The organism is Abiotrophia defectiva ATCC 49176, assembly GCF_000160075.2.
Classification (GTDB): domain Bacteria; phylum Bacillota; class Bacilli; order Lactobacillales; family Aerococcaceae; genus Abiotrophia; species Abiotrophia defectiva.
The window spans coordinates 628479-650610 of the sequence record NZ_KI535340.1 but is presented as its reverse complement, the minus strand read 5'-3'; the positions used below and the strand labels follow the sequence as shown (position 1 = coordinate 650610).

The window sequence follows — 22132 nt, the reverse complement described above, 5'->3', positions numbered from 1 at the left end:
GAGTAGAGCCGCTCTTTTTATGCTGATAAGAAGTTGGCTTTGACACAGAGGCTAGTGGCTGCCCGCGCAATATTGAGTGGGCTATAGGCCAGGGGAATGAGCCGTATTTTCTTTTGCTTATGGAAGAGCGGGGTGGTAGTCGCCAGCTCCTGGTGCAAGAGGGTGTCAACTAGTGGATAGGAGAAGAATTGGCCGTCAAGGTAGATGGCGTCACTGTCAATCAGCTGACTGAGATTGGATAGGGCAATCGACAGGTAGTGACAGGCTTGCTGAATCAATTGCAGACAGCTAGTATCACCTAAGGCGCAGGCATCCATAATAGTAGCCAGCGTGATAGCTTCAGGCTCTGCTACCAGGCTAGGCAGGAAGGTGGATTGGGCTACCCGATAGAGGGTTTGGGACTTAGCAATCAAGCTAGATTCGCTAGCATAGACTTGTAGGCAGCCCCGTTTACCACAGGTGCAGGCTTCTCCTTGTGGATTCAAAATCGTATGGCCGATTTCGCCAATCAAGAAGTTCTGGCGCCCGTAGATTTGCCCTTGATACATATAGGAACAATGAATACCGTTAGCGACATGGAAAACGATAAAGTTATGGTCGTTTTTCTCATCTTGGCCATAAAGTCTTTGGGCCAGGGTTAAGCAGTGAGACTTATTATCAAAATAAACCGGCAGGCTAAAGGCCTGGGCCAACTCTTCCAAATTGAGATTCTGCCAATGCTGATTGTTGGATTGAATATAGGGACTCAAATCGAAGTCCACATGCCCTGGTAGCCCGACGCCAATGGCGGTCAAGGGAAAGTCAGGATGTTGCGCTATAAATTGATGAATAAAATTAGCTAAGTCAGCGCTAGTCGGGTAGTTACCTAGTTGTTGGAAGGTCATGCTGTAGTCGCTGGCTTGAATCTCACCAAGATTATCCGTAATGACCAAGGCTAGGTATTTTTCAGAGATTTCGACACCTAGATAATAGGCACGATGGGGCATAAGACTAAGCAAGGTTTTCTTACGACCTACCGTGTCATCTTCAGCTTCCCCAACTTCATAGACGAGTTCTTGGCGAATTAAATCCCCGATAATAGCCCCCGTGGTAGCAGGCGTTATGCCCGTTTCTTTAGCAATATCAATACGTGAGAGTGGCGCCTTGGCGTAGAGTTTATCTAAAATGGTGGCCCTTAGAGCGGCCTGTTTCTTGGTTATTGTCATGTCTGGTCACTTCCTTACAAATATCATAACAAAAAATAAATAAATCCTCAAATGAAAACGTTGACATCTGAGGTTCCGGGTTCTATAATATTAATAGAAAGTAAATAATTGTTGAGAATCGGTTCCTTTTTACGCCTGCTTGTTTACATTTTTAAAATAATAGGAATCGGTTCATTTTTTCTTGCTTTCAAATTGAAAGGAAAGGGTGTTATACATGGAAACCAAGCAAATCATGTTAGTCTGTGCTGCTGGCATGTCGACTAGCCTAATGGTATCCAAGATGGAAAAGGCCACAAAAGACCAAGGCTTAGATGCCCATATTTTTGCTGTGCCAGTGCCAGAAGCCAAGGAATATCTCCAGAACAATGCAGTAGATGTCTTATTGTTAGGCCCCCAAGTCCGCTATTTGAAGAACGAATTTTCCGCTGACTTGTCTGCCCGTGGCATTCCAGTGGAGGTCATCCCCATGACAGATTATGGCATGATGAAAGGCGATAAGGTCTTGGCTTTAGCCGTAAGCCTCATGGGATAAAGGAGTCAGCCTATGTCACAAGAAGCCGCATTAGAAGTAGCCATGCAGTTAATTATGTATGGCGGTGAAGCCAAATCCTGTGCCATCGAAGCCATGGCAGCAGCTAAGAAGCGAGATTTCAAGGTTGCCAATGAGCGAATGACAGCGGCTCGAGCAGCCCTCTTAGAAGCCCATCACGCCCAGGCCAGAGTCTTGGCTCAAGAAGCGCAAGGGATTGAGCAGCCCCTCAGTCTCTTTATGATTCATGGTCAGGATCATCTCATGACCAGTATTGCCTTTGTCGATTTAGCTCAGGAATTAATCGAAGTCTACCAAGTCTTAGCCCAATAAGTGGCTGAGGAGTAGTTCGAGCTAGGTTGGTAGACATCCAAACCGAGGTTTTAATTAATTTATGTAAAAATTTAAGGAGGAATTATCATGGCAAGTTTAGTCGATCGTTGGCAAGAGCGTCTGATGCCTATCGCCAACAAAGTCGGGAACCAACGGTTCCTTGTTGCACTTCGGGATTCATTTATTGGGACCATGCCGGTTATTATGGCCGGATCATTCGCTCTCATGATTAATGCCTTTTTGGCGGATTTACCTGGCCAATTTGGCAATACCTTCATCCCGCAGACTTTTGGTTGGTTGATTGATATCAACTACATCCTCTTCAAAGGGTCTATCCCAATTGTTGTCTTTCTCTTTCTCTTTAACTTTGGTGTTAATATCGCCAAGATTTACAAGGTGGATACAGTCTCCGCTGGTTTGGTGGCTGTTGCTTCCTACGTCATTACCATTGCCAATACGGTAACGCAGAACTTTAAGCTAGAAAATGTTGACTCTAAGGCCTTAGCTGGACTTCTGGGCGATAAGCTACAAGGTGTAGCAGTTCAAGGGGAGGAATTAGCGGTTACGGTACGTAATGCCATTCCGCTAGACCAAATCGGGGCCAAGGGTTACTTTACAGGGATTATCATTGGTTTCGTATCGGTTATTATCTTCTGTAAGGTCATGAATCGGAACTGGACCATTAAGTTGCCAGATTCAGTACCACCTGCTATCGTTAAGCCATTCCTATCCATCATTCCGGCAGCCATTGCCATGTATGTAGTCGCCATTGCCACCTATGCCTTCAATCAATTGACCGGTGAATTGATGATTACCTGGGTTTATAAGGTCTTACAAGCGCCACTGCTTAATATGTCGCAAAGCTTCTTGGCTGTCCTCATCATTGTCATCTTAAACAAGATTTTCTGGTTCTTCGGCCTCCACGGCGGCAACGTCTTGGCGCCTGTTATGTCCAGTCTTTTTGGGGTGACTATGCTAGCCAACTTAGAAGCCTACCGCGCTGGTACCACGATTCCTTATCTATGGACAGATAACTCCTTCGGTGCCTTTGTCTGGTTTGATGCCATTGGCTTAGCTATCTCCATTCTCTGGATGGCACGTAGTCGTCATTTACGTGAAGTGGCTAAGTTAGGGATCTTCCCTATGGTCTTTAACATTGGGGAACCTGTCATGTACGGGGTACCAATCGTCCTTAACCCAATTATGTTCATCCCATTTGTCCTCAGCCCAGTGCTGATGGTAACAGTGGCTTATTTTGCGACAACGATGGGCTTGGTAGCACCGGTTACTCAGAACGTAACTTGGGTAATGCCACCTGTCCTCTATGGTTTCTTCGCAACAGCCTTTGACTGGCGGGCTATTGTCCTGTCCTTGATTAATATCGGGATTTCCACTGCCGTCTACTATCCATTCGTTAAGATTGCTGATAAACAACAGGAGATGGGCGCATGACACAGTTCGAAATTCGCGACCAATTCTATTTAGATGGTCAGCCATTCAAAATTTTGTCAGGAGCAATCCAGTATTTTCGTCTGCATCCAGATCAATGGGAAGACACCCTCTACAATCTCAAGGCGCTAGGTTACAATACCGTCGAGACTTACATCCCTTGGAATTTGCATGAGCCTCATGAAGGGGTCTTTGAAGACAGCGGTTTACTGGATTTCAAAGCCTACTTTGACCTAGTCAGCCGTATGGGACTGCACTTGATTGTCCGCCCCTGTCCCTATATTTGTGCGGAGTTTGATTTTGGCGGTCTGCCGGCTTGGTTGCTCAACTATCCTGGCATGCGATATCGCACCTATGATCAGGCCTTTTTGGCCAAGGTAGCAGCTTATTATGATTGGCTCCTACCACAGCTAGTACCTTATCAGTTCACTCATGGGGGCCCCATCTTGATGATGCAAGTCGAAAACGAGTATGGTTCCTATGCAGAAGACAAAGACTATTTACGGGCCGTGGCCCAAATGATGCATGATCGGGGTATAGAGGTGCCACTCTTTACCTCCGATGGCACCTGGATTGAAGCGCTAGAGTCCGGCACCTTGATTGAAGATGATATCTTTGTCACTGGTAACTTCGGCTCGGATGCACCGGGCAATACCCAAGCCCTCCAAGCTTTCTTCAATCGTCATGGCAAGCAATGGCCACTTATGTGTACGGAGTTCTGGGATGGTTGGTTCAACCGTTGGAATGAACCCATTGTCCGCCGTGACCCAGAGGACTTGGCTCATGATGTTAAGGAAATGATGGCTGTCGGCAGTGTTAACCTCTTCCTCTTGCGAGGCGGGACCAACTTTGGCTTTATTAATGGCTGTTCTGCGCGCAAGCATCGGGATCTCCCACAGGTCACTTCCTATGATTTCGATGCCCCAATTAATGAATGGGGCCAACCAACTGCCAAATATTATGCTGTTCAGCGAGTGACCCATGAGTTATTCCCAGACTTACCTCAGTTTGAGCCTCGTAGCCGCCAGGCTAGAGCCTATGGCACCTATCCAGTGCTTGGCTGGGCCGACTTGTTAGAAGTCGCCGACCAGTTAGGGACCGGCCAAGAAGTGGACTATCCGCTAGCCATGGAAGCCTTGGGCCAACACTATGGTTATACCCTCTATCGTACGCGGGTCGCTCACCATGGCCATCCGGAACGACTTAAAATCATCAATGCCCATGACCGGGTTCAAGTCTTTATCCAAGGCAAGCACCTAGTGACCCAGTACCGAGAAGACATTGGCGATGAAGTGCTCTTTGATACCGACCAGGACACTGCTCAAGTCGATGTCTTGGTAGAAAATATGGGGCGTGTCAATTATGGCTTCAAACTCAATAGTCCAACCCAGTCTAAGGGGATTAAGGGTGGGGTGATGATTAACCACCAGTTCCGCAAAGGCTTCACACAATATGCCCTGGAATTCAAGCCAGACATGTTAGCAGCAGTTAGCTACCATGAAGGTCCGCGACCTACACAAGCAGAGAGTCCCCATTTCTACCGCTTCGAGGTTGAGATGGAGCAAATTCAGGATACCTTTATTGATTGCTCTGCCTATGGCAAGGGTTGCGTCTGTGTCAATGGCTTTAACCTAGGCCGTTACTGGTCTCAGGGACCTATCCAATATCTCTATGTTCCGTCAGGCTTCCTCAAGGCTCACAACGAGTTCGTGGTCTTTGAGACGGAGTCGGTGCCAGTAGAGAGCTTGAATTTAGTCGATCAGCCTGTCTATCGTTCAGAAGAAGAGGAGGTGGAGGCATGAAGGCCTTAAGCTTAGGAGGTCAGCTAGCGGGTGCCAGCGCCATCGCCTTAGGCTGTATGCGCATGGATAGCCTAAGCTTGGCTGACAGCCAAAAGGTCCTAGCGACCTGCCAAGACCTAGGAATTAATTTCTTCGATCATGCAGATATTTATGGCAAGGGCCAATCTGAATCACGTTTTGGCCAAGCCTGGACAGGCATGGGATTAGCCCGCCAGGACCTCTTAATCCAATCCAAATGTGGCTTGGCCGATGTCTGGTCTAACTACCATTTCGATTTCTCCAAAGACCACATTATCCAAGCGGTGGAAGGTAGCCTCAAGCGACTTCAAACGGACTACCTAGACGTCTTAGCCCTACATCGGCCAGATGCCTTGATGGAACCAGAAGAAGTAGCCGAGGCCTTTCATGACCTTCATCAGTCTGGTAAAGTTCGCTACTTTGGCGTCAGTAACCAGAATCCAGGACAAATGAGTCTCTTGTCTTCCTACTTAGATCAAGCCCTCATTGTCAATCAGTTGGAATTTGGGCCAGCCCACACGGTCCTCCTAGATGCCAGCTTGAATGTCAACACCAAAGACTCGGAAAGCATCAATCGTGATGGGGATGTCCTCAATTATTGTCGCCTTCATCAGGTAACTATTCAGGCTTGGTCGCCTTTCCAAGTGGATTTACACCAGGGCCCCTATATGTTACACCCAGACTATCAGGACTTAAGGGATTGTTTAGCTAGCTTGGCTTTAAGCTATGGTGTCAGTTCGGATGCCTTGGCCCTAGCCTGGATTCTACGCCATCCTGCTAAAATGCAAGTCTTAGTGGGGTCCATGCAGCCTTGGCGCTTAGTGGACTTGGCTCAGGCCTGTCGCATTGAAGTCAGTCGTGAGGACTGGTATCGTATCTATAAGGCGGGAGGCAACCGGCTCCCATAAGTAAGTCAGTCACCATCCTATGCTACCTAGCATAGGATGGTGTTTGTCTATTTTGGCTAGGGTAATTTTATTGGGGTTTAGCGGGGCACCATGTTATAATAGGGTTAATATATTGTCTCTATTATTTGCTCTTGTCTTGTAAATGAGGTGATAAGAATGAAAATTGCGTGGTTCTGTATACCAGCTCAAGGCCATACCAATCCAACCCTGGGTTTGGTGCGCTATGTGGTGGAGACCGGGCACCAAGTGACTTATTTTTCCTTTGAGCGCTTCAGACAAGCCATTCAGGCGACAGGTGCTCAATTTGTGGCTTGCGATGACTATGGGGATTTTGACTTGGGGCTAGATGAACGCGAGAGCTCAGACCGCTCGGGTAAGGACTTGGCTTTTGCCACACATTTGCTAGTCCAGTCTACCTTGGCTATGGAAGGTCCAGCTCTAGAGGCCCTAAAAGCACTTCAGCCGGATTTAGTGGTAGGCGACTCGATGGCAACCTGGGCCAAGCTTCTAGCTAAGAAATTGAATCTACCTTATGTTTGCTCCAACACAACCTTTGCCTTCAATAAGGAATCCTCGCGTTATATGAAGCAGAGTATCTGGGCCTTATTGAAATTGCTCTGGTCCATGCCGAGGATTAATCGCGAGCTCAATCGCTTGCGGGCGCGAGGCTATGAGATTGGCAGTGTCTTGGACCTAATTCAAAATGATGAAGCTACCCCTACCCTGGTCTATACTTCCCCATATTTTCAACCTTGCTCGGATAGTTTTGGGTCCAACTATCACTTTATTGGGCCATCAATTCGACCGGTTGAAAAACCTTATCCGAAGACACGAGCCAAGACTATCTACGTCTCCTTGGGGACAGTCGTTCATAATGAGGCCTTCTATCGTGCCGTAATAGAGGCCTTTAGGGATTTGCCGGACTACCAAGTCATCATAGCTTTAGGGCAGAGTGAGCTTAGTGACTGGCAGGGCTTGCCTGACCATATCGAAATTCACGATCGAGTCGATCAAATGGCGGTATTGGCTATTGCGGACGTTTTTATCACCCATTGTGGGATGAATTCTGCCTCAGAAGGGCTCTATCATCAGGTGCCCCTTATTCTCTGCCCTCAAACGCCGGAACAAGGAGCCGTAGCCAAACGCACGGCTGAACTAGGGGCCGGTTACTGGCTCAAGCTCATGACGCCCGCCGCCATTCGGCGTGCCGTCCTAACCGTCTTGGAAGAGCCACATTACCGCGATGCCGCAGGACGTGTGGCCAAAAGCTTTAAGGCCAGTGGCGGTTATCAAGAAGCCCTTGCCTTTATGGAGCAAGTGGCCCAAAAAACTTAAGTATTAGATGCTCTACTGGATGAGTAGAGCATCTTTTTTTGATAGTTTAACTAGATAAAAAGCCGAACGTTTAAGGCCTCCGCTACTAAGACCGGCAAACAGGGCTAGTAGCAGACTGGCGACTATGATAGAATGAAAGAAGTGAATGAATCCGTTTTTAGAAAGGGGGACGCGCAGTGCGGCGTTTGGTACAAGGATTAGTGATTTTGGTAGGGGTAATTGCTGCCCTGTGGGGAATACGCCATCATTTGGAGCAGTCTCTTCAAACAACCGCCCAAGGGGTGGAACGTCAGCCCCTTTATATCTTTAACTGGGGGGATTATATTGATCCTGAACTGATTACTGCCTTTGAAGAAGAAAGCAATTATCGGGTCATCTACGAGACCTTTGATTCCAATGACGCCATGGAAGCCAAGCTTAAGCAAGGCGGAACACCCTATGATTTAGTCTTCCCTAGCGAGTCCATTGTTGCGCGTCTTAAAAACCAAAACTTACTCAAACCGCTAGATTATAGCCGCTTAGAAGGGACAGAGCATCTAACACCTTGGCTGCTCAATCACGCTTTTGATCCAGGTAACCAGTATAGCTTGCCTTATTTCTGGGGGACCTTTGGCATCATGGTGAATACGGAGCAAGTAGATCCGGCCACTATTGAGAACTGGTCGGATTTATGGAAGCCAGAATTTAAGAATTCTATCCTAGTCCTGGATGGTCATCGCGAGACTCTGGGAATGGCCTTGCAGGCACGTGGCTATTCGCTTAATAGCCAAGATTCAGGGGAGTTGGCCATTGCCGGCACCTACCTCAAGGCACTGTCTCCTAATGTTCGGGCTGTCTTAACCGATGAAATCAAACCGCTCATGCGTTTAGGCGAAGCACCGATTGGCATGGGCTATTCTGGGGATGCGGCCAGTGTCATAGCCGACAATCCTAATATTGTCTATATCGTACCTAAAGATGGCTCGGCTGTGTGGACAGATAATTTCGCGATTCCTAGAACCAGTAAAAATGAAGCCGGCGCCTATGCCTTCATTAATTTCATGCTACGACCAGAAAATGCCGCTAAAAATGCAGAGTATGTAGGTTACGCCACGCCAAACGAATCAGCCAAGGCCTTATTGCCTCAAGAGACGCTGGACAACCCAGCCTTCAATCCGCCTGCTGAAATTTTGCAACAACTTGAACACTACGAGTTTCTACCAGCAGATATCATTAAGGAATTTAACGAACAATTCTTGGGCTTTAAGATGGCCTTATAGGAGGAAATCATGCACTATTTATTGAAGACACAGGCCCTCTATAACCCGACTAAGGGGACCATTGGGCCAGCCCTTGTGGAAATTCGCGACCAACAAATTGCGGCTGTCTATGAGACGGATAATCAAGAAGTAATGGGAGACCAAGCTAATCTTGAGGCTCTAGTGCCAGAAGCACTCAAGCACTTGCCGCTCAAGGACCTAGGTCAGCAAATGTTGCTGCCTGGCTTTATTGATGCGCATGTCCACTTCTATCCTTCTAGCTTGATTCAAGCGGGGATTTTGGGGCAAGTAGGCGGGGCGACGCCCGAAATAGTCGCGCGCCAAGCCCAGGACCTGCCCTTGCGCCAGGGTTGGCGCTTAGGCATTGGTTGGTATGCTAGCGAGTTTCAACCGTCTCAGCAACCCCATCGTCTCACGCTTGACCGTTACTGTTCGGAGCCGACTATGCTCTTGTCCGGCGATGCCCACTCTATTTGGCTCAATACGGCGGCTTTGGAGGCCTTGGGCTTGAATCCTGATAATGTTGTGACCCTGTCAGGCCAGGCTCTAGTTGATGAGGCAGATGGCCAATTAACGGGCACCTTCCTAGAAGCTGCTGCAGTCTACTATCAGACGGAGGTCTTCCGACGCTTCCATGAAGAAGCAGTTCTAGCAATGCAAGATTTTAGTCGTCACCTTCATGCCATGGGGGTAACGGCGGTAGGCGATGTCGCCATTACAGGTGAGAGTCCGGATGATATGGTCTATCCGGAACTCTATGAACGCGCCCTAGCCCAGGTTCCTCTGCGTCTCAGCTTCTTCCCAGCTATGCGGGCCAATCGTGAGCCCCTGCGTCAACTCTATCAGCGCTATCGTGGCCCTTGGCTACAAATGGGTGGGGTCAAGCAGTTTTTTGACGGCGTGACTTCTTCTCATACAGCCTATCTCAAGTCAGAGTATCCTGAGCCCTATTATCCAGGGGATGTGGGTGGGCCCTTAATCCCGATTGAGACCCAGCATGACTTTATCTTAGCTGCCAGCCAAGAAGATTGGCCGATGCGGATTCATGCCATTGGTGACCGGGCCATTGAGTTGACCTTGACCTATTACAAAGAAGCCCTAGCCAAATTTCCCCTCAGTCTAGGTAAATTCCACACCATTGAGCACCTAGAAGTAATGGATTGGGCTGATTTAGACCTAGTGGCCCAAGAGCAGCTAGTGGTTTCTGTTCAACCAAGCCACCTGATGGTAGGCTATGATAGCTTGGATGAAGAAGTAGGACCTGAACGTGCTAAGCACATGTTTCCTTTTAAGGAATTCTTGAAGGAAGGTGCAACTCTGGCCTTTGGAACCGACACGCCCGTAGTGGTCAATGTAACACCATTGGAGAGTCTGCATTACGCAGTCCACCGCCAGACCTGGGATGGGCTACCGCCTCAAGGCTTGATGCCAGAACAACGCTTGACACTTGAAGAGTCCCTCTATGCCCATACACTTGGGGCAGCTAAGGCCTTAAGTCGAACTGATATTGGGGGAATGGAAGCCGGTATGTGGGCAGACCTCGTTGTCCTGTCCCATGATTTGCGAAGCGTCAAGGACTGGCGGCAAGTCAAAGTGACCGCCACCTATTTGGCCGGTCAGCAAGTTTATTAAGAACATAGAAACTGAGACCTAATTAGGTCTCAGTTTTGCTTTTAAGAATGCCTTAGCAAAGGTTTTTTGGTGGAACCAGTTCTGCATATTGTAGGCAAAAAGATGGATTTGTAAAGAAAATGCCCTTGAATTTAGGTAGCGCATACATTATAATGTAGATAATAAGTGGTGTAACTATTAGATTAGGCATAACTTTCCCATAAAGGGAGAGTTATGCCTATTTTTTTGTCGAAAGGGGAGGTGCGCAGTGAAAGTCATTCAATCACTCAACCAGAATGCTGTCTTAGTCGCCAGAGATGATGGGGCGGAATTGGTAGCATTAGGGAAAGGTGTAGGGTTTGGCAAGAAAAAAGGGGACACCATTGACCCAACTGCTGTGACCAGGGTCTTTAGTTTAGCGTCTAGTTACCGTCAGGAACAGCTGCTAGGCTTAATTAAGGAACTGGAACCATGGGTGTTCGAACTAGCTCAAGACATTACCATCATCGCTGAGGCCTGTTTGAAGAAATCCTTGATGGACACCTTCATTTTTACCATTGCTAAACATTTGCAATATGCCTTGGACCGGGAGCCTAATGAAGAGGGCGATTACGACCCTTTCCAGTACCAGCTCCATTATCTTTATCCGGATGAGTATCAGGCGGCGGCCGAGGCCATTGCCCAAGTCAATGCCAAGTATCAACTTAGACTGGCCCAGGAAGAGGTTTCCTTCCTGACCTTGCATCTGGTTAATGGCCAGATTGATCAGGCAGGCTTCCATAATGTGGTAGAACTTAGCGAAATCCTTAATCGTTTGATTCAAGTGATTGAGGCTAAGACGGGAGAGCCCCTTGATAAGGAGTCACCCGACTATGGGCGCTTCGTGGTTCATATTCGCTACTTCCTGATTCGGACCCTAAGCCATCAGACAGGCCAAGAGGCCGTCTCGCCGGAAAAAATCGAAACTGTCTTAGAGACGACTGCAGGAGTCTTTCCCCGGGAATGGGGCCTAGTAAAGGCCCTTAAGGAGACCCTGCAAGCGGAGTTCAATCTAAGCTTTGGCCAGGATGAAGATTTTTATCTTTTATTGCACCTTGTACGTATTCTAGGAAGGAAGTGACCCGAATGGGGGTTGTAGCAAGTTTAATTCAGTCGGAATTGATTGATTTGGCGTGTGAGGAGACAGACCAAGCCCTCTTCTTTGCCCACCAGGCTGCCAAGTTGCAAGACTTAGGTTATGTGGCCGATAGCTTCGGTCAGGCTTTGGCGGAGCGCGAGGCAGAGTTCCCGACAGGATTGGCCTTGGAACATGTGACAGTGGCTATTCCCCATACCTATGTTGAGCATGTCAAACGTCCCTTTATCGCCTTTTACCGTCTGGTAGAGCCGATAATGCCTTTTATCCAGATGGGAACCGATGATGTGGTAGTTTATCCGCGTTATATCATGATTTTGGGCATAAAAGAAGCCAAGGCTCAGGTGGATCTCCTAGCAGAGCTCATGGCACTTTTAAGCCAGGAGGACTTGGTAGCCAAACTAGAAGCTGCCCAGTCGCCAGAAGCGATTGTAGACCTATTAAGCCATTAGAAAGGATGATTGATTATGAAAAAGATTATTGTTGCCTGTGGTTCTGGTGTTGCGACCTCTCAAACAGTGGCGTCCAAGTTAGATAAGTTGCTCAAAGGCAAGGGCGTACCTGCTCAAGTCGAAGCAGTGGACATTAAATCACTCAAACATCATGTCAAAGATGCGGATGCCTATGTCTCCATCGTTAAAACTAAGGATCAAATCGACATCCCAACCTTTAACGGCATTGCTTTCCTGACAGGTATGGGGCAAGATGCTGAGTTACAAAAGATTATTGATTTCTTGAAGGCCTAGGACCTAGCTTCCTAGCAACGACGACCGTGTGAATCAAGGAGGAATGACACATGGATATCTTACAAACAGTTGTCAATTATGTCTTAAATGATTTGGGAGCAGCCGTTTTTGTTCCCCTCTTAATGTTGATTATCGGGCTTCTTATGAAGATGAAATTCTCCGAAGCTTTCCATTCAGCGCTGACCTTAGGGGTAGCCTTCTCTGGGATGGGGCTATTGATTGGTTACATGATGACCTCTATGGGGGATGCAGCTGCCTCTATGGCTACGAGAACAGGCTTCTCCTTGCCAGCTGTAGACGGGGGCTGGCCTGGTATGGCGGCCATCTCTTGGGCTTGGCCATATGCCTTTCTCATGTTCCCTCTGACCATTGGGGTCAACATTGTCATGCTGATGCTCAAACAAACCAAGACCGTCAACGTGGACATGTGGAATGTCTGGGGTAAAATCTTTACCGCCGTTATGGTTTCCTACATTACTGGCAATGTCATCATGGGCTTTGTCGCAGCCACTATCCAAATTATCTTCGAGCTCAAGGCGGGCGATATGTATGGGCCTGAGGTAGAACGTTTGACCGGGATTCCTGGGGTAACTGTACCGCATTTTATTGTCTTAATCTCCGTTATTCTCTATCCAATTGATGAGTTGCTGAAGAAGATCCCTTTCTTCAACAAGCCAATGGATGCGGATGCCCTTAAGGAAAAGATCGGGATTTTTGGTGAAAACTCCGTTATGGGGGCTATTATTGGTTTCGTCTTGGGCTTGGCAGCCGGTTATGGGCTATCAGGTTCCCTCAAGTTAGCCGTCCAAGCAGCGACCGCTATGACTCTCTTCCCAATGATTTCAAAACTCTTCTCTCAAGCTCTATCACCTGTATCTGAAGCTATCTCCGAATTTATGCGGACTAAATTTAGCGACCGTGAAGTCTTCATTGGCTTAGACTGGCCAATCTTGGCAGGGCGTAATGAACTATGGGTAGCCGTTATTATCACAATCCCAGTGCTCTTACTTATGTCGGTTATCTTACCTGGCAACATCGTTTTGCCATTTGCGGGGATTATCAATTTATCCTTCGTTGTAGGGGCCTTGCTCTTAACCAACGGGAACTTGGCGCGGATGATCTTCCATGGGGTAGTATCTGCACCGCTCTTCCTCTATGGAGCAACCTTCTTCGCTACTTATATTACCCGTTTGGCTAATGAAACAGGAGCTGCGGTAGTGGAAGCTGGTAAACTCTTGTCTTGGTCTACCTTTGAAGGGCCGGACTTCCGTTATCTCTTATCTACTGGCTTGTCTGGCAATATTGTCAGCATCTTGCTCTTCGTCTTATGGGCTGGCCTCTTCTATGTTCTCTATCGTGCACGCATGGCCTACAACAAGAAAATGGAAGAGGCAGGTGAATAGAAGATGTTCCAAAACAGCAACATCGTTGCGGAATTTGCTGATATTACACACGTTATGTGGTCTATGGGTTGGGATGAGAAGAATGGGGGCAATATCTCCGCTATTCTCACTGAAGACCAATTATCACAAGTTGAGCAAGTAGCATCCCCTCGTTTTGTTCCCTTGGAACATGTGCCTGAAAATATGGTGGGGAGTCATATCTTGATTACGGCCTCAGGTTCAGAATTTCGTCGAGTGCGGGACTCTCTAAGTGAGACCTTAGGCGTCATTCGCGTAGAGACCGATGGTTATGCCATTATCTGGGGATTTGAAGGAGGCAATAAACCAACTTCAGAAATCTATATGCACCTGCTCAGCCATAGTACCCGACTAGCAGTAGACCCTCATCATCGGATTGTTCTCCACAACCATGCAACTGAAGTCTCAGCCCTCAGCTTCATTCTGGATCAGACAGACCAAGCCTTCACCCAGACTCTCTGGCGTATGATTACCGAGTGCTTGATTGTCTTCCCGGATGGTATCGGGGTCGTACCTTGGATGGTCTGCGGGACCGAAGCCATTGGTCAGGCGACAGCGGCCAAACTCAAGGACAGTCGCATCGTCGTCTGGGCTTATCATGGCATCTTAGCCACTGGCTCAAGCATTGCGGACTGCTTTGGCCTCATTGAGACCGTCAATAAGGCAGCCAAGGTCTATCTCAGCATCGCTCACTTGCCACATCAAGATGGCATTAGCGATAGCCAGTTACATGATCTAGCTGACTTCTTCAAAGTAACCCCACGTTGGGAACTACTAGAAAAATAGTCCACTAGCAGGTGGTCAGAATAAATCCCCGGTAGCTAGATAGCTGCTGGGGATTTTGCATGAGAATAACCCTACTCTGTAACCAAACTGTAAGCCACCAAAAAATGCGAAAGGCTGTTGTTTGGGCTATATATAGAGGGAGGGGTCTTTATGTATGCGGCTTTGAGTGGGGAAGGTAAGTTGGTCTATGCTAGTCAGGTGGCGGGATTAGTGGGAGAGGGGCACTGGTTCTGTCCACGCTGCCATCGGCCACTTAAATTGCGGTCGGGCAGACGGGTTAGACCTCATTTTGTTCATACGGATGGGGTTTGCGGGCAAACAAAACTAAGTAAACGCCAGGTCATGGAGTCGGAGCGGCATCAAGCAGCCAAACGCCTTTTAGGTCAGACTTTTCAAGCCCAAGGAGAGCGTGTTAATTTGGAATATTATTTACCTTCTTCGGGGCAATTTGCGGACCTCTATCTACCTCAACGTCAGTGGGTGGCGGAGTATCAACAATCGGTTATTTCCGATCAGCTTCTGGCTAATCGGCAGGCGGATTATCAAGCTTTGGGTCAGACAGTGGTTTGGCTATTATCAGCTGACGTCCTAAGGGGCAAGTTCAAGACCCGTTGGAAACAAACTTGCCTATACTATGCCCCTAGTTGGGGTTATTATTGGCTAGCCCTGGATGTGGAGGGCGCCTGCCTAGTTCAGGATTTTCAACTGCCTTTAGTCTATTCCCGCCTGTCCTATACTTACCAAAGTCGTACCCTGTTACTGAGGACTTTGTCTCAGCAGGCTTGGCAGGCGGATTGTCTGGCTTATGGTGCTTGGTTGGGGCCGAGGGCTTGTCACTGCCGAGAAGGCCAAGTCGCTAGCCGTGTTCGCAGCCATTTGGTGGCTGGTCACCAATCTTATTGGCGTCAACTCTATCAGGAGGGGATTCAGGTGGGGGACTTGCCGGCTTGGTGCCTACAGGGGCGCTATCAGGTCCTAGTCAGCTCAGAGCCTGGTTGGGTCTGGTTGGCCTATCAGGCTGCTTTTTTGAAGGAGGTTAGGGAAGCTAATCAAGGTTTTACAGGACAGGACTGGTTGATTTTCCATGAAAATCTAGTAAAGGCCGATAAGCTTCACTTTGCCCCGACGCCTTTGTTAGGCGAGAAGGGGCGAGCCAGACTGCTGCCAGAAATTTGCCAGTCCTTCCTACGCCTTTGGCAGTGGCAAGGCCACATAGCCTTTGATCGAGATTGGGAGCTTTATCGTGTCGTCAGCTAAGAATTGGGAGGTCAAACAGGTCGAAGTGACTAAAAGAACACTTCTTCCTCTTCTTCAAGGGCTTTCAATTCAATTTATAAGGGAATTGTGCTAGAATTTATTATGTCTAACTATATTACTAAATTTAAGATGAGGTGACCTTATGTCAGAAGAAACATTACGTACGCGTGAACAACAACTGGAAGCCTTTACTTGGGACCTGACTTCGCTCTATGCGGATGCAGACCAGTGGCAGGCTGAGTATGACAAGGCAGAAGCCATGGTGGCGGACTTAGCATCCTTCAAGGGCACCCTGGATCAAGGTGGCGCCCACTTAGTGACCGTTATTGAGGCTATTCAAGCGGCTTGCTTAGTTGTTGAGCGTCTCTATGCTTATGCCCACTTGACCTACGATCAAGATTCAACCAATAGTGCTGCTCAAGTTCTTAATGCTCGAGCGATGCAACTTTACAGCAAGTTGGCAGAAGCCATTGCCTTCTTCGATCCTGAACTTTTGAGCTTGCCATCCGAAACGCTGGAAGCTTACTTCCAAGAAACACCTGAATTAGATTTCTATCGTCAGTACTTGGATGATATTACCCGTGGGCGTGCCCACACCTTGTCGGCTTCCGAGGAGACGCTCCTAGCGCAGTTGGGCGAGATTTTTAATAGCCCTTATTCTACTTTCTCCTTGTTGGACAATGCTGACTTTGTCTTCCCAACCATTGAGGGACCAGAAGGGCAAGCAGTACAATTAACACACGGGACCTATGGTCGTCTCTTGGAAAGCACTGACCGCCGTGTGCGCCGCGATACTTTCCAACAGTACTATACTGTCTACAACCAGTTCAAGAATACCTTGGCCAATGTCTTATCTACCAATATTAAGACTGACAACTACAAGGCCAAAGTCCGTCACTATCCGTCTGCACGGGCCGCAGCCCTCTTCCGCAATAATGTACCGGAATCTGTCTACGACACCTTATTAGAGACGGTAGGCGATCACCTGGGCTTACTCCATCGTTATACCGCCTTGCGTAAGGACCTCTTGGGTCTAGACTCACTCGAAATGTATGACCTTTATACGCCACTCCTTGGGGATGCCCCAATCAAGTTCAGCCAGGCGGAAGCGCGGGATATCGTGATGGAAGCTTTAGCGCCAATGGGACCAGATTATTTGGAAATCATGGCCAAGGCCTTCGATGAACGCTGGATTGACTGGTATGAAAACAAGGGCAAACGCTCAGGCGCTTACTCAGGTGGGATGTATGACAGCAAGCCTTATGTCCTACTCAACTGGCAAGACAATATCAATTGGCTCTTCACCTTGGTTCATGAGTTGGGTCACAGTGCGCACTCTTACTTGTCTCGCACTAACCAACCTTATGTTTACAGTGATTATTCGATTTTCTTGGCTGAGATTGCCTCAACTACTAATGAAAATCTCTTGACGGACTACCTCTTGAAGAAATATCAAGATCCTCAAATCCGTCTCTATGTCCTCAACCACTTCTTGGATGGGGTTAAGGGAACGGTCTTCCGTCAAACCCAATTTGCGGAATTCGAGCACTTCATGCATCAAGCAGATGCGGAAGGAACCCCATTAACTCACGAGTTCTTGACGGAGAACTATCGCAAATTGAATGCTAAGTACTACGGACCAAGCGTTAACTCTGACTCTGAAATTGGGCTAGAGTGGGCACGGATTCCACACTTCTATTACAACTACTATGTCTTCCAATATGCGACTGGTTTCTCCGCAGCCACCTTCTTCGCAGACAAGATTGCATCTGGCGACAGTGCTTTACTTGAAGCCTACAAGGGCTTCCTAAAGTCAGGCTGCAGCCTCTATCCAATCGACACCATGAAGAAGGCAGGGTTGGATATGACGCAACGTGACTATATCGAAGCAACACTCAAGGTCTTCGAAGCACGCTTGAACGAGTTTGAAGCCCTCTTGGCAGAAACTAAATAATCCAATAAACTGGGGAAGCAAGCCTTCTCCAGTTTTTTTGTAGCTAGGGTGTATAGAGCTGAGCACTACTTTTATTTTCCTACCGCAACTGCTAGAAATCTGGCGCTATACGTGATAAAATTTAAGTATGCGACTTTCTATGAATATGAGGGATTGAATGAAAAAATTTGAATCATTACCGGCAGAACTGCAGAACGAGCAAGTGCGCCCCTATTACGAGGCCTTGGCCGCTAAGCGCGGACAATTATTTTTGAAACGGGCCTTCGATATCTTGGTGAGTGCTATCTTGCTACTCTTACTCTCGCCAATTTTACTCTTTTTCGCTATTTGGATTAAGTTAGACTCACCGGGGCCGGTCTTCTATCGCCAGGAACGGGTGACGACCTACGGAAGAATCTTCCGAATTTTCAAGTTCCGGACGATGAAGGTGGATGCGGACAAGATGGGGTCCTTAGTGACTCTCAAGAATGATGACCGCATTACCCGCGTAGGACATGTCATTCGCCGTTATCGTCTAGATGAACTACCTCAATTGTTGAACATCTTAACAGGGGATATGAGTCTGGTTGGTACGCGACCTGAAGTAGCCAAGTATGTGGCTGCTTATACGCCTGAGATGAAGGCTACCTTGCTCTTGCCAGCTGGGGTAACCTCTACGGCTAGTATCCTCTTCAAGGACGAGGAAGAATTAATTGCCAAGTTCATCTTGGAAGGAATGGAAGTGGATGATATCTACATCACCAAGGTCCTACCGGAGAAGATGCACTATAACTTATCCTATCTCAAGAATTATAGCTTTCTAGGCGATTTGAAACTCATGGTTCGAACTGTCTTGAAGGTCTTCAAATAAAGGAGCGTTTGCTATGAAAAAATGGAATATTCCCTTCTCACCACCTGACTTAGGCCAGGCAGAAATTGATGAGGTTGTGGATACCCTCAAATCCGGTTGGATTACCACCGGCCCTAAGACTAAGAAATTAGAAGTGGAGCTTTCAAGCTATACGCAGACGCCACGTACAGTCTGCCTAAACTCAGCCACTGCAGCTTTAGAATTGATTTTACGGGTATTAGGCATTGGACCTGGCGATGAAGTCATTGTGCCAGCCTTGACCTATACGGCTTCCTGTGCGGTAATCGAGCACGTAGGAGCGACGCCTGTCTTAGTTGACTTGCAGTCCACTGGATTTGAGATGGATTACGACTTATTGGCGGCTAGCTTAACGGCTAAGACCAAGGCAGTTATCCCGGTTGAAATCGCGGGGATTCCTTGTGATTATGACAAACTCATGTCAGTTCTAGAAGCCAAGAAGGATCTCTACCAAGCCAATCCTGAGCATGCTATCCAAGCACTCTTTGATCGCGTGATTGTTATTTCGGACTCTGCTCACGCCCTAGGAGCAACCTATAAGGGCCAACCAGCAGGGACTTGGGCGGACTTTACTTCCTTCTCCTTCCATGCAGTTAAGAACTTTACGACGGCAGAAGGCGGTAGCGTGACCTGGAAGGCTCGTCCAGGCCTTGATGATGACGAACTCTACCGTCTTTTCCAAGTCTTCTCCCTACATGGCCAAACCAAGGATGCCTTGGCTAAGACCCAGCTAGGGGCTTGGGAATATGATATTGTCATCCCAGGTTTCAAATGTAACATGACCGATATCATGGCTAGCATCGGCTTGGTACAATTACAACGTTATCCAGGTCTCTTGGCGCGTCGTAAAGAATTGGTAGCGCAGTATGATCAAGGTTTTGCTGGTACCCCTATCAAGCCTTTGCCCCATCAAGGCGCGGATTATGAATCTTCTCGACACCTCTACATTACTCATATTGAAGGGGCTAGTTTGGAAAACCGAAACCGCATCATCACCTTGATGGCAGAGCGGGGCATTGCGACCAATGTCCACTATAAACCACTGCCGCTACTCACCGCTTATGCTAATATGGGCTTTAAGATGGCGGACTATCCAAATGCCTACGCTTATTATGAAAATGAAATTACCTTGCCTCTACATACCCGTTTGACGGATGAAGAGGTAGCCTACATTATTGAAAGTTTCCGTGAGGTTGTGGCCCAAGTCCTTGAGGAAGGGGTGTAGACTAATGTTAGTTTCAATCATCACGACAGCGATGAACGAAGAGGCTTATTTGCCAGGACTCTTCTCAGATTTTCTCAACCAGACTTACCCCCACGATCAAATTGAAATTATCCTCATGAATTCTATGTCGACTGATAAGACCCGAGATCTGATGCTAGATTTTCAAGCTCAGTTCCGCGATGAATTCTACGATATTCAAGTCCATAACAACCTACGCAAATCACTGGCGGCCGGTTTGAACGAAGGCATTAAAGTGGCGCGCGGGGAATGTGTCCTTAAGGTAGATGCCCATGCGACCATTCCTGAAGATTTTGTGGAACAGAACGTGGCGGTTATCTCTCAGGGGGAATTCATCTGTGGCGGTAAGCGTCCGACCATCATTGAATCAGACGATCCATGGAGCAAGACCCTGCATCAGGTGGAAGAAGCCATGCTAGGTAGTAGCATTGCCTCTTACCGTAAGGCTGATAGTCCTCGCTATGTCAAATCGATTTTCCATGGCATGTATAAGAAGTCAGTCTTTGACCATGTTGGGGAACTAGATGAGCGACTAGGACGGACAGAGGACAATGAAATCCACGACCGTCTGCTCAAGTCTGGTTATCAAATTAAGTATGATCCTAGAATTGTCTCCTACCAATATATGAGACCTAACTTCCAGAAAATGGTGAAGCAAAAATACAGCAATGGCTACTGGATTGGCATGACCAGTCATGTTCGACCATCCTGCCTATCGCTCTATCATTTTGTACCATTTGTCTTCACCTTAGCGGTGATTTTCTCCATCCTAATGTTGCCAGTAACGGGTTGGTTCCTGGGCCTCTTGGCTCTCGTTTATTTTGGCGCCATGGCCGCTGTAACAGGTCTGACAATCCGCAAAGAAGGCTTCCTACCCCATTATTTGGCCATGCCGTTCCTCTTGTTAGTCGTCCATCTAGCCTATGGCTTTGGGACTATTGTAGGTCTTTTCAATGGTCTACGTTGGCGACAAGAATATTATGCTGATGAGGAAGAAGCAGAAGAAACAAAGAAATCCGTCTAGCCCTTATGAAAGGAAGATATCTATGTATTCAAAACAAATCGTTAAGAACTGTGCCAATGCAAGTTTTATCCGTAAGATGTTCGAGAAAGGCTTGGAATTAGCCAAGCAATATGGCCCAGAGAATGTCTATGACTTCTCCATCGGTAACCCTTTTGCTGAACCGCCCGTAGACTTGCGTGAACGCATGAAGGAATTAGTCGACCAACCAGGTGTTCACCGTTATATGCCAAATGCTGGTTTCCCAGATGTTCGCGAGAAGGTGGCGGCTTTTTATAGCGAACGCTCTGAAAAGCCAATCCCTGCTAGCCATATTGTCATGACAACCGGGGCAGCAGGTGCCCTTAACGTCTTGTTCAAGGCTATCTTGAACCCAGGCGAGCGTATCGTAACTTTTGCGCCTTACTTCGTTGAGTATGGCTTTTACGCTCAAAACGTGGGCGCTCATTTGGATACAGTAGAAACTGAATCAACCGACTTCTTACCAAACATTGAAGGCTTACGTCAGGCTATTCAACCTGATACCCGGATTCTCTTGTTGAACTCTCCAAATAACCCAACAGGCCGCATCTATTCTCGTCAAGATTTAGAGGCAGTAGCTGGGGTATTACGCGAAAAGTCAGCAGAATTCGGCCAACCAATTTTCTTAGTATCGGATGAACCTTATGCAACCATTACTTATGATGGCCATCAAGTTCCGAATGTCTTAGATCTTTATGAGCATGCCATTGTGGTTAACTCCTTCTCCAAGTCCTTAGGTTTGGCAGGTGAACGGATCGGTTACATTGCGGTTGGGGCAGATGTGCCAGAAGTGAACACCTTAATGGATGCCCTCATCTTCTGCAACCGGACATTAGGCTTTAACAATGCGCCTGCCCTGGCTCAAAAGGTCGTAGCAGAGTACTTGGATGTCTTGCCTGATGTAGCAGACTATCAAGCTAAACGCGACTTACTTTATAAGGAATTGACGGCTCTTGGTTTCGAAATGAACTTACCAGAAGGGGCCTTCTACTTCTTCATGAAGGTGCCAGCTAATTTTGAAAGTTCAGTTGACTTCGCTAACTATGTCGCAGATAAACACCAAATCCTAGTCGTGCCAGGTTCTGGTTTCGGATGTGAAGGCTATGTCCGTCTGTCCTACTGTGTCAAGATGGAAGTGGTTGAACGCTCCCTCAAGGCTTGGCAGGCTTTAGCAGCTGAGTTAGGCCTCAAGAAATAAATAAATTAGTAAAACGCCTCCTTGTGTATTCAA

20 protein-coding genes are annotated in these 22132 nt (G+C 47.7%); 19 read left to right on the top strand and 1 reads right to left on the bottom strand.

Annotated elements, in window-relative coordinates:
• Positions 1-17: 17 nt before the first annotated feature.
• The gene (locus GCWU000182_RS02895; protein WP_023391247.1) at positions 18-1205 is read right to left on the bottom strand and encodes an ROK family transcriptional regulator; all 1188 of its coding nucleotides are present in this window, start codon (positions 1203-1205) and stop codon (positions 18-20) included.
• A 214-nt stretch (positions 1206-1419) separates the two neighbouring features.
• Here GCWU000182_RS02895 and GCWU000182_RS02890 point away from each other — a divergent pair, with 214 nt between their 5' ends.
• The 19 genes from GCWU000182_RS02890 (at position 1420) to GCWU000182_RS02800 (ending at position 22099) form a co-directional block, all read left to right on the top strand.
• Positions 1420-1737, top strand: a complete 318-nt coding sequence (locus GCWU000182_RS02890) for a PTS sugar transporter subunit IIB (protein WP_023391246.1) — start codon at positions 1420-1422, stop codon at positions 1735-1737.
• A gap of 12 nt (positions 1738-1749) precedes the next feature.
• Entirely contained in the window at positions 1750-2067 is a 318-nt protein-coding gene (locus GCWU000182_RS02885) for a PTS lactose/cellobiose transporter subunit IIA (protein WP_023391245.1), read from the top strand.
• A gap of 87 nt (positions 2068-2154) precedes the next feature.
• Positions 2155-3519, top strand: a complete 1365-nt coding sequence (locus GCWU000182_RS02880; protein WP_023391244.1) for a PTS sugar transporter subunit IIC — start codon at positions 2155-2157, stop codon at positions 3517-3519.
• Positions 3516-5318: a beta-galactosidase gene (locus GCWU000182_RS02875; RefSeq protein ID WP_023391243.1), complete on the top strand. Its 1803-nt coding sequence runs from the start codon at positions 3516-3518 to the stop codon at positions 5316-5318. The genes GCWU000182_RS02880 and GCWU000182_RS02875 overlap by 4 nt, the downstream gene beginning before the upstream one ends.
• Complete coding sequence (locus tag GCWU000182_RS02870; protein ID WP_023391242.1) at positions 5315-6244, top strand: aldo/keto reductase; 930 nt, start codon at positions 5315-5317, stop codon at positions 6242-6244. The genes GCWU000182_RS02875 and GCWU000182_RS02870 overlap by 4 nt, the downstream gene beginning before the upstream one ends.
• 156 nt (positions 6245-6400) lie before the next feature.
• Positions 6401-7579, top strand: a complete 1179-nt coding sequence (locus GCWU000182_RS02865) for a macrolide family glycosyltransferase (RefSeq protein WP_023391241.1) — start codon at positions 6401-6403, stop codon at positions 7577-7579.
• Between the two features lie 176 nt (positions 7580-7755).
• Positions 7756-8838, top strand: coding sequence for an ABC transporter substrate-binding protein (locus tag GCWU000182_RS02860; RefSeq protein WP_035363958.1), 1083 nt, complete (start codon positions 7756-7758; stop codon positions 8836-8838).
• Between the two features lie 9 nt (positions 8839-8847).
• Positions 8848-10470 (top strand): amidohydrolase, encoded by a 1623-nt coding sequence (locus GCWU000182_RS02855; protein WP_023391239.1) that lies wholly within the window; start codon positions 8848-8850, stop codon positions 10468-10470.
• 247 nt (positions 10471-10717) lie between these two features.
• The gene (locus tag GCWU000182_RS02850; protein WP_023391237.1) at positions 10718-11569 is read left to right on the top strand and encodes a PRD domain-containing protein; all 852 of its coding nucleotides are present in this window, start codon (positions 10718-10720) and stop codon (positions 11567-11569) included.
• A gap of 5 nt (positions 11570-11574) precedes the next feature.
• A complete protein-coding gene (locus GCWU000182_RS02845) occupies positions 11575-12036 on the top strand; it encodes a PTS sugar transporter subunit IIA (protein ID WP_023391236.1) in 462 nt (153 codons plus the stop codon).
• 15 nt (positions 12037-12051) lie between these two features.
• On the top strand, positions 12052-12330 hold the full coding sequence (locus GCWU000182_RS02840) for a PTS sugar transporter subunit IIB (RefSeq protein WP_023391235.1): 279 nt from the start codon (positions 12052-12054) through the stop codon (positions 12328-12330).
• Positions 12331-12380: 50 nt separating this feature from the next.
• The gene (locus GCWU000182_RS02835) at positions 12381-13733 is read left to right on the top strand and encodes a PTS galactitol transporter subunit IIC (protein WP_023391234.1); all 1353 of its coding nucleotides are present in this window, start codon (positions 12381-12383) and stop codon (positions 13731-13733) included.
• Between the two features lie 3 nt (positions 13734-13736).
• The gene (rhaD, locus tag GCWU000182_RS02830; protein WP_023391233.1) at positions 13737-14537 is read left to right on the top strand and encodes a rhamnulose-1-phosphate aldolase; all 801 of its coding nucleotides are present in this window, start codon (positions 13737-13739) and stop codon (positions 14535-14537) included.
• Positions 14538-14687: 150 nt separating this feature from the next.
• Positions 14688-15794, top strand: coding sequence for a competence protein CoiA (locus GCWU000182_RS02825; RefSeq protein WP_023391232.1), 1107 nt, complete (start codon positions 14688-14690; stop codon positions 15792-15794).
• Between the two features lie 142 nt (positions 15795-15936).
• Complete coding sequence (pepF, locus tag GCWU000182_RS02820; RefSeq protein ID WP_023391231.1) at positions 15937-17748, top strand: oligoendopeptidase F; 1812 nt, start codon at positions 15937-15939, stop codon at positions 17746-17748.
• 157 nt (positions 17749-17905) lie between these two features.
• Positions 17906-18598 (top strand): sugar transferase, encoded by a 693-nt coding sequence (locus GCWU000182_RS02815; protein ID WP_023391230.1) that lies wholly within the window; start codon positions 17906-17908, stop codon positions 18596-18598.
• A gap of 13 nt (positions 18599-18611) precedes the next feature.
• Positions 18612-19841, top strand: coding sequence for a DegT/DnrJ/EryC1/StrS family aminotransferase (locus GCWU000182_RS02810; RefSeq protein ID WP_023391229.1), 1230 nt, complete (start codon positions 18612-18614; stop codon positions 19839-19841).
• 4 nt (positions 19842-19845) lie between these two features.
• Positions 19846-20883, top strand: a complete 1038-nt coding sequence (locus tag GCWU000182_RS02805; RefSeq protein ID WP_023391228.1) for a glycosyltransferase family 2 protein — start codon at positions 19846-19848, stop codon at positions 20881-20883.
• A 22-nt stretch (positions 20884-20905) separates the two neighbouring features.
• The gene (locus GCWU000182_RS02800; protein ID WP_035363957.1) at positions 20906-22099 is read left to right on the top strand and encodes a pyridoxal phosphate-dependent aminotransferase; all 1194 of its coding nucleotides are present in this window, start codon (positions 20906-20908) and stop codon (positions 22097-22099) included.
• Positions 22100-22132: the final 33 nt, after the last annotated feature.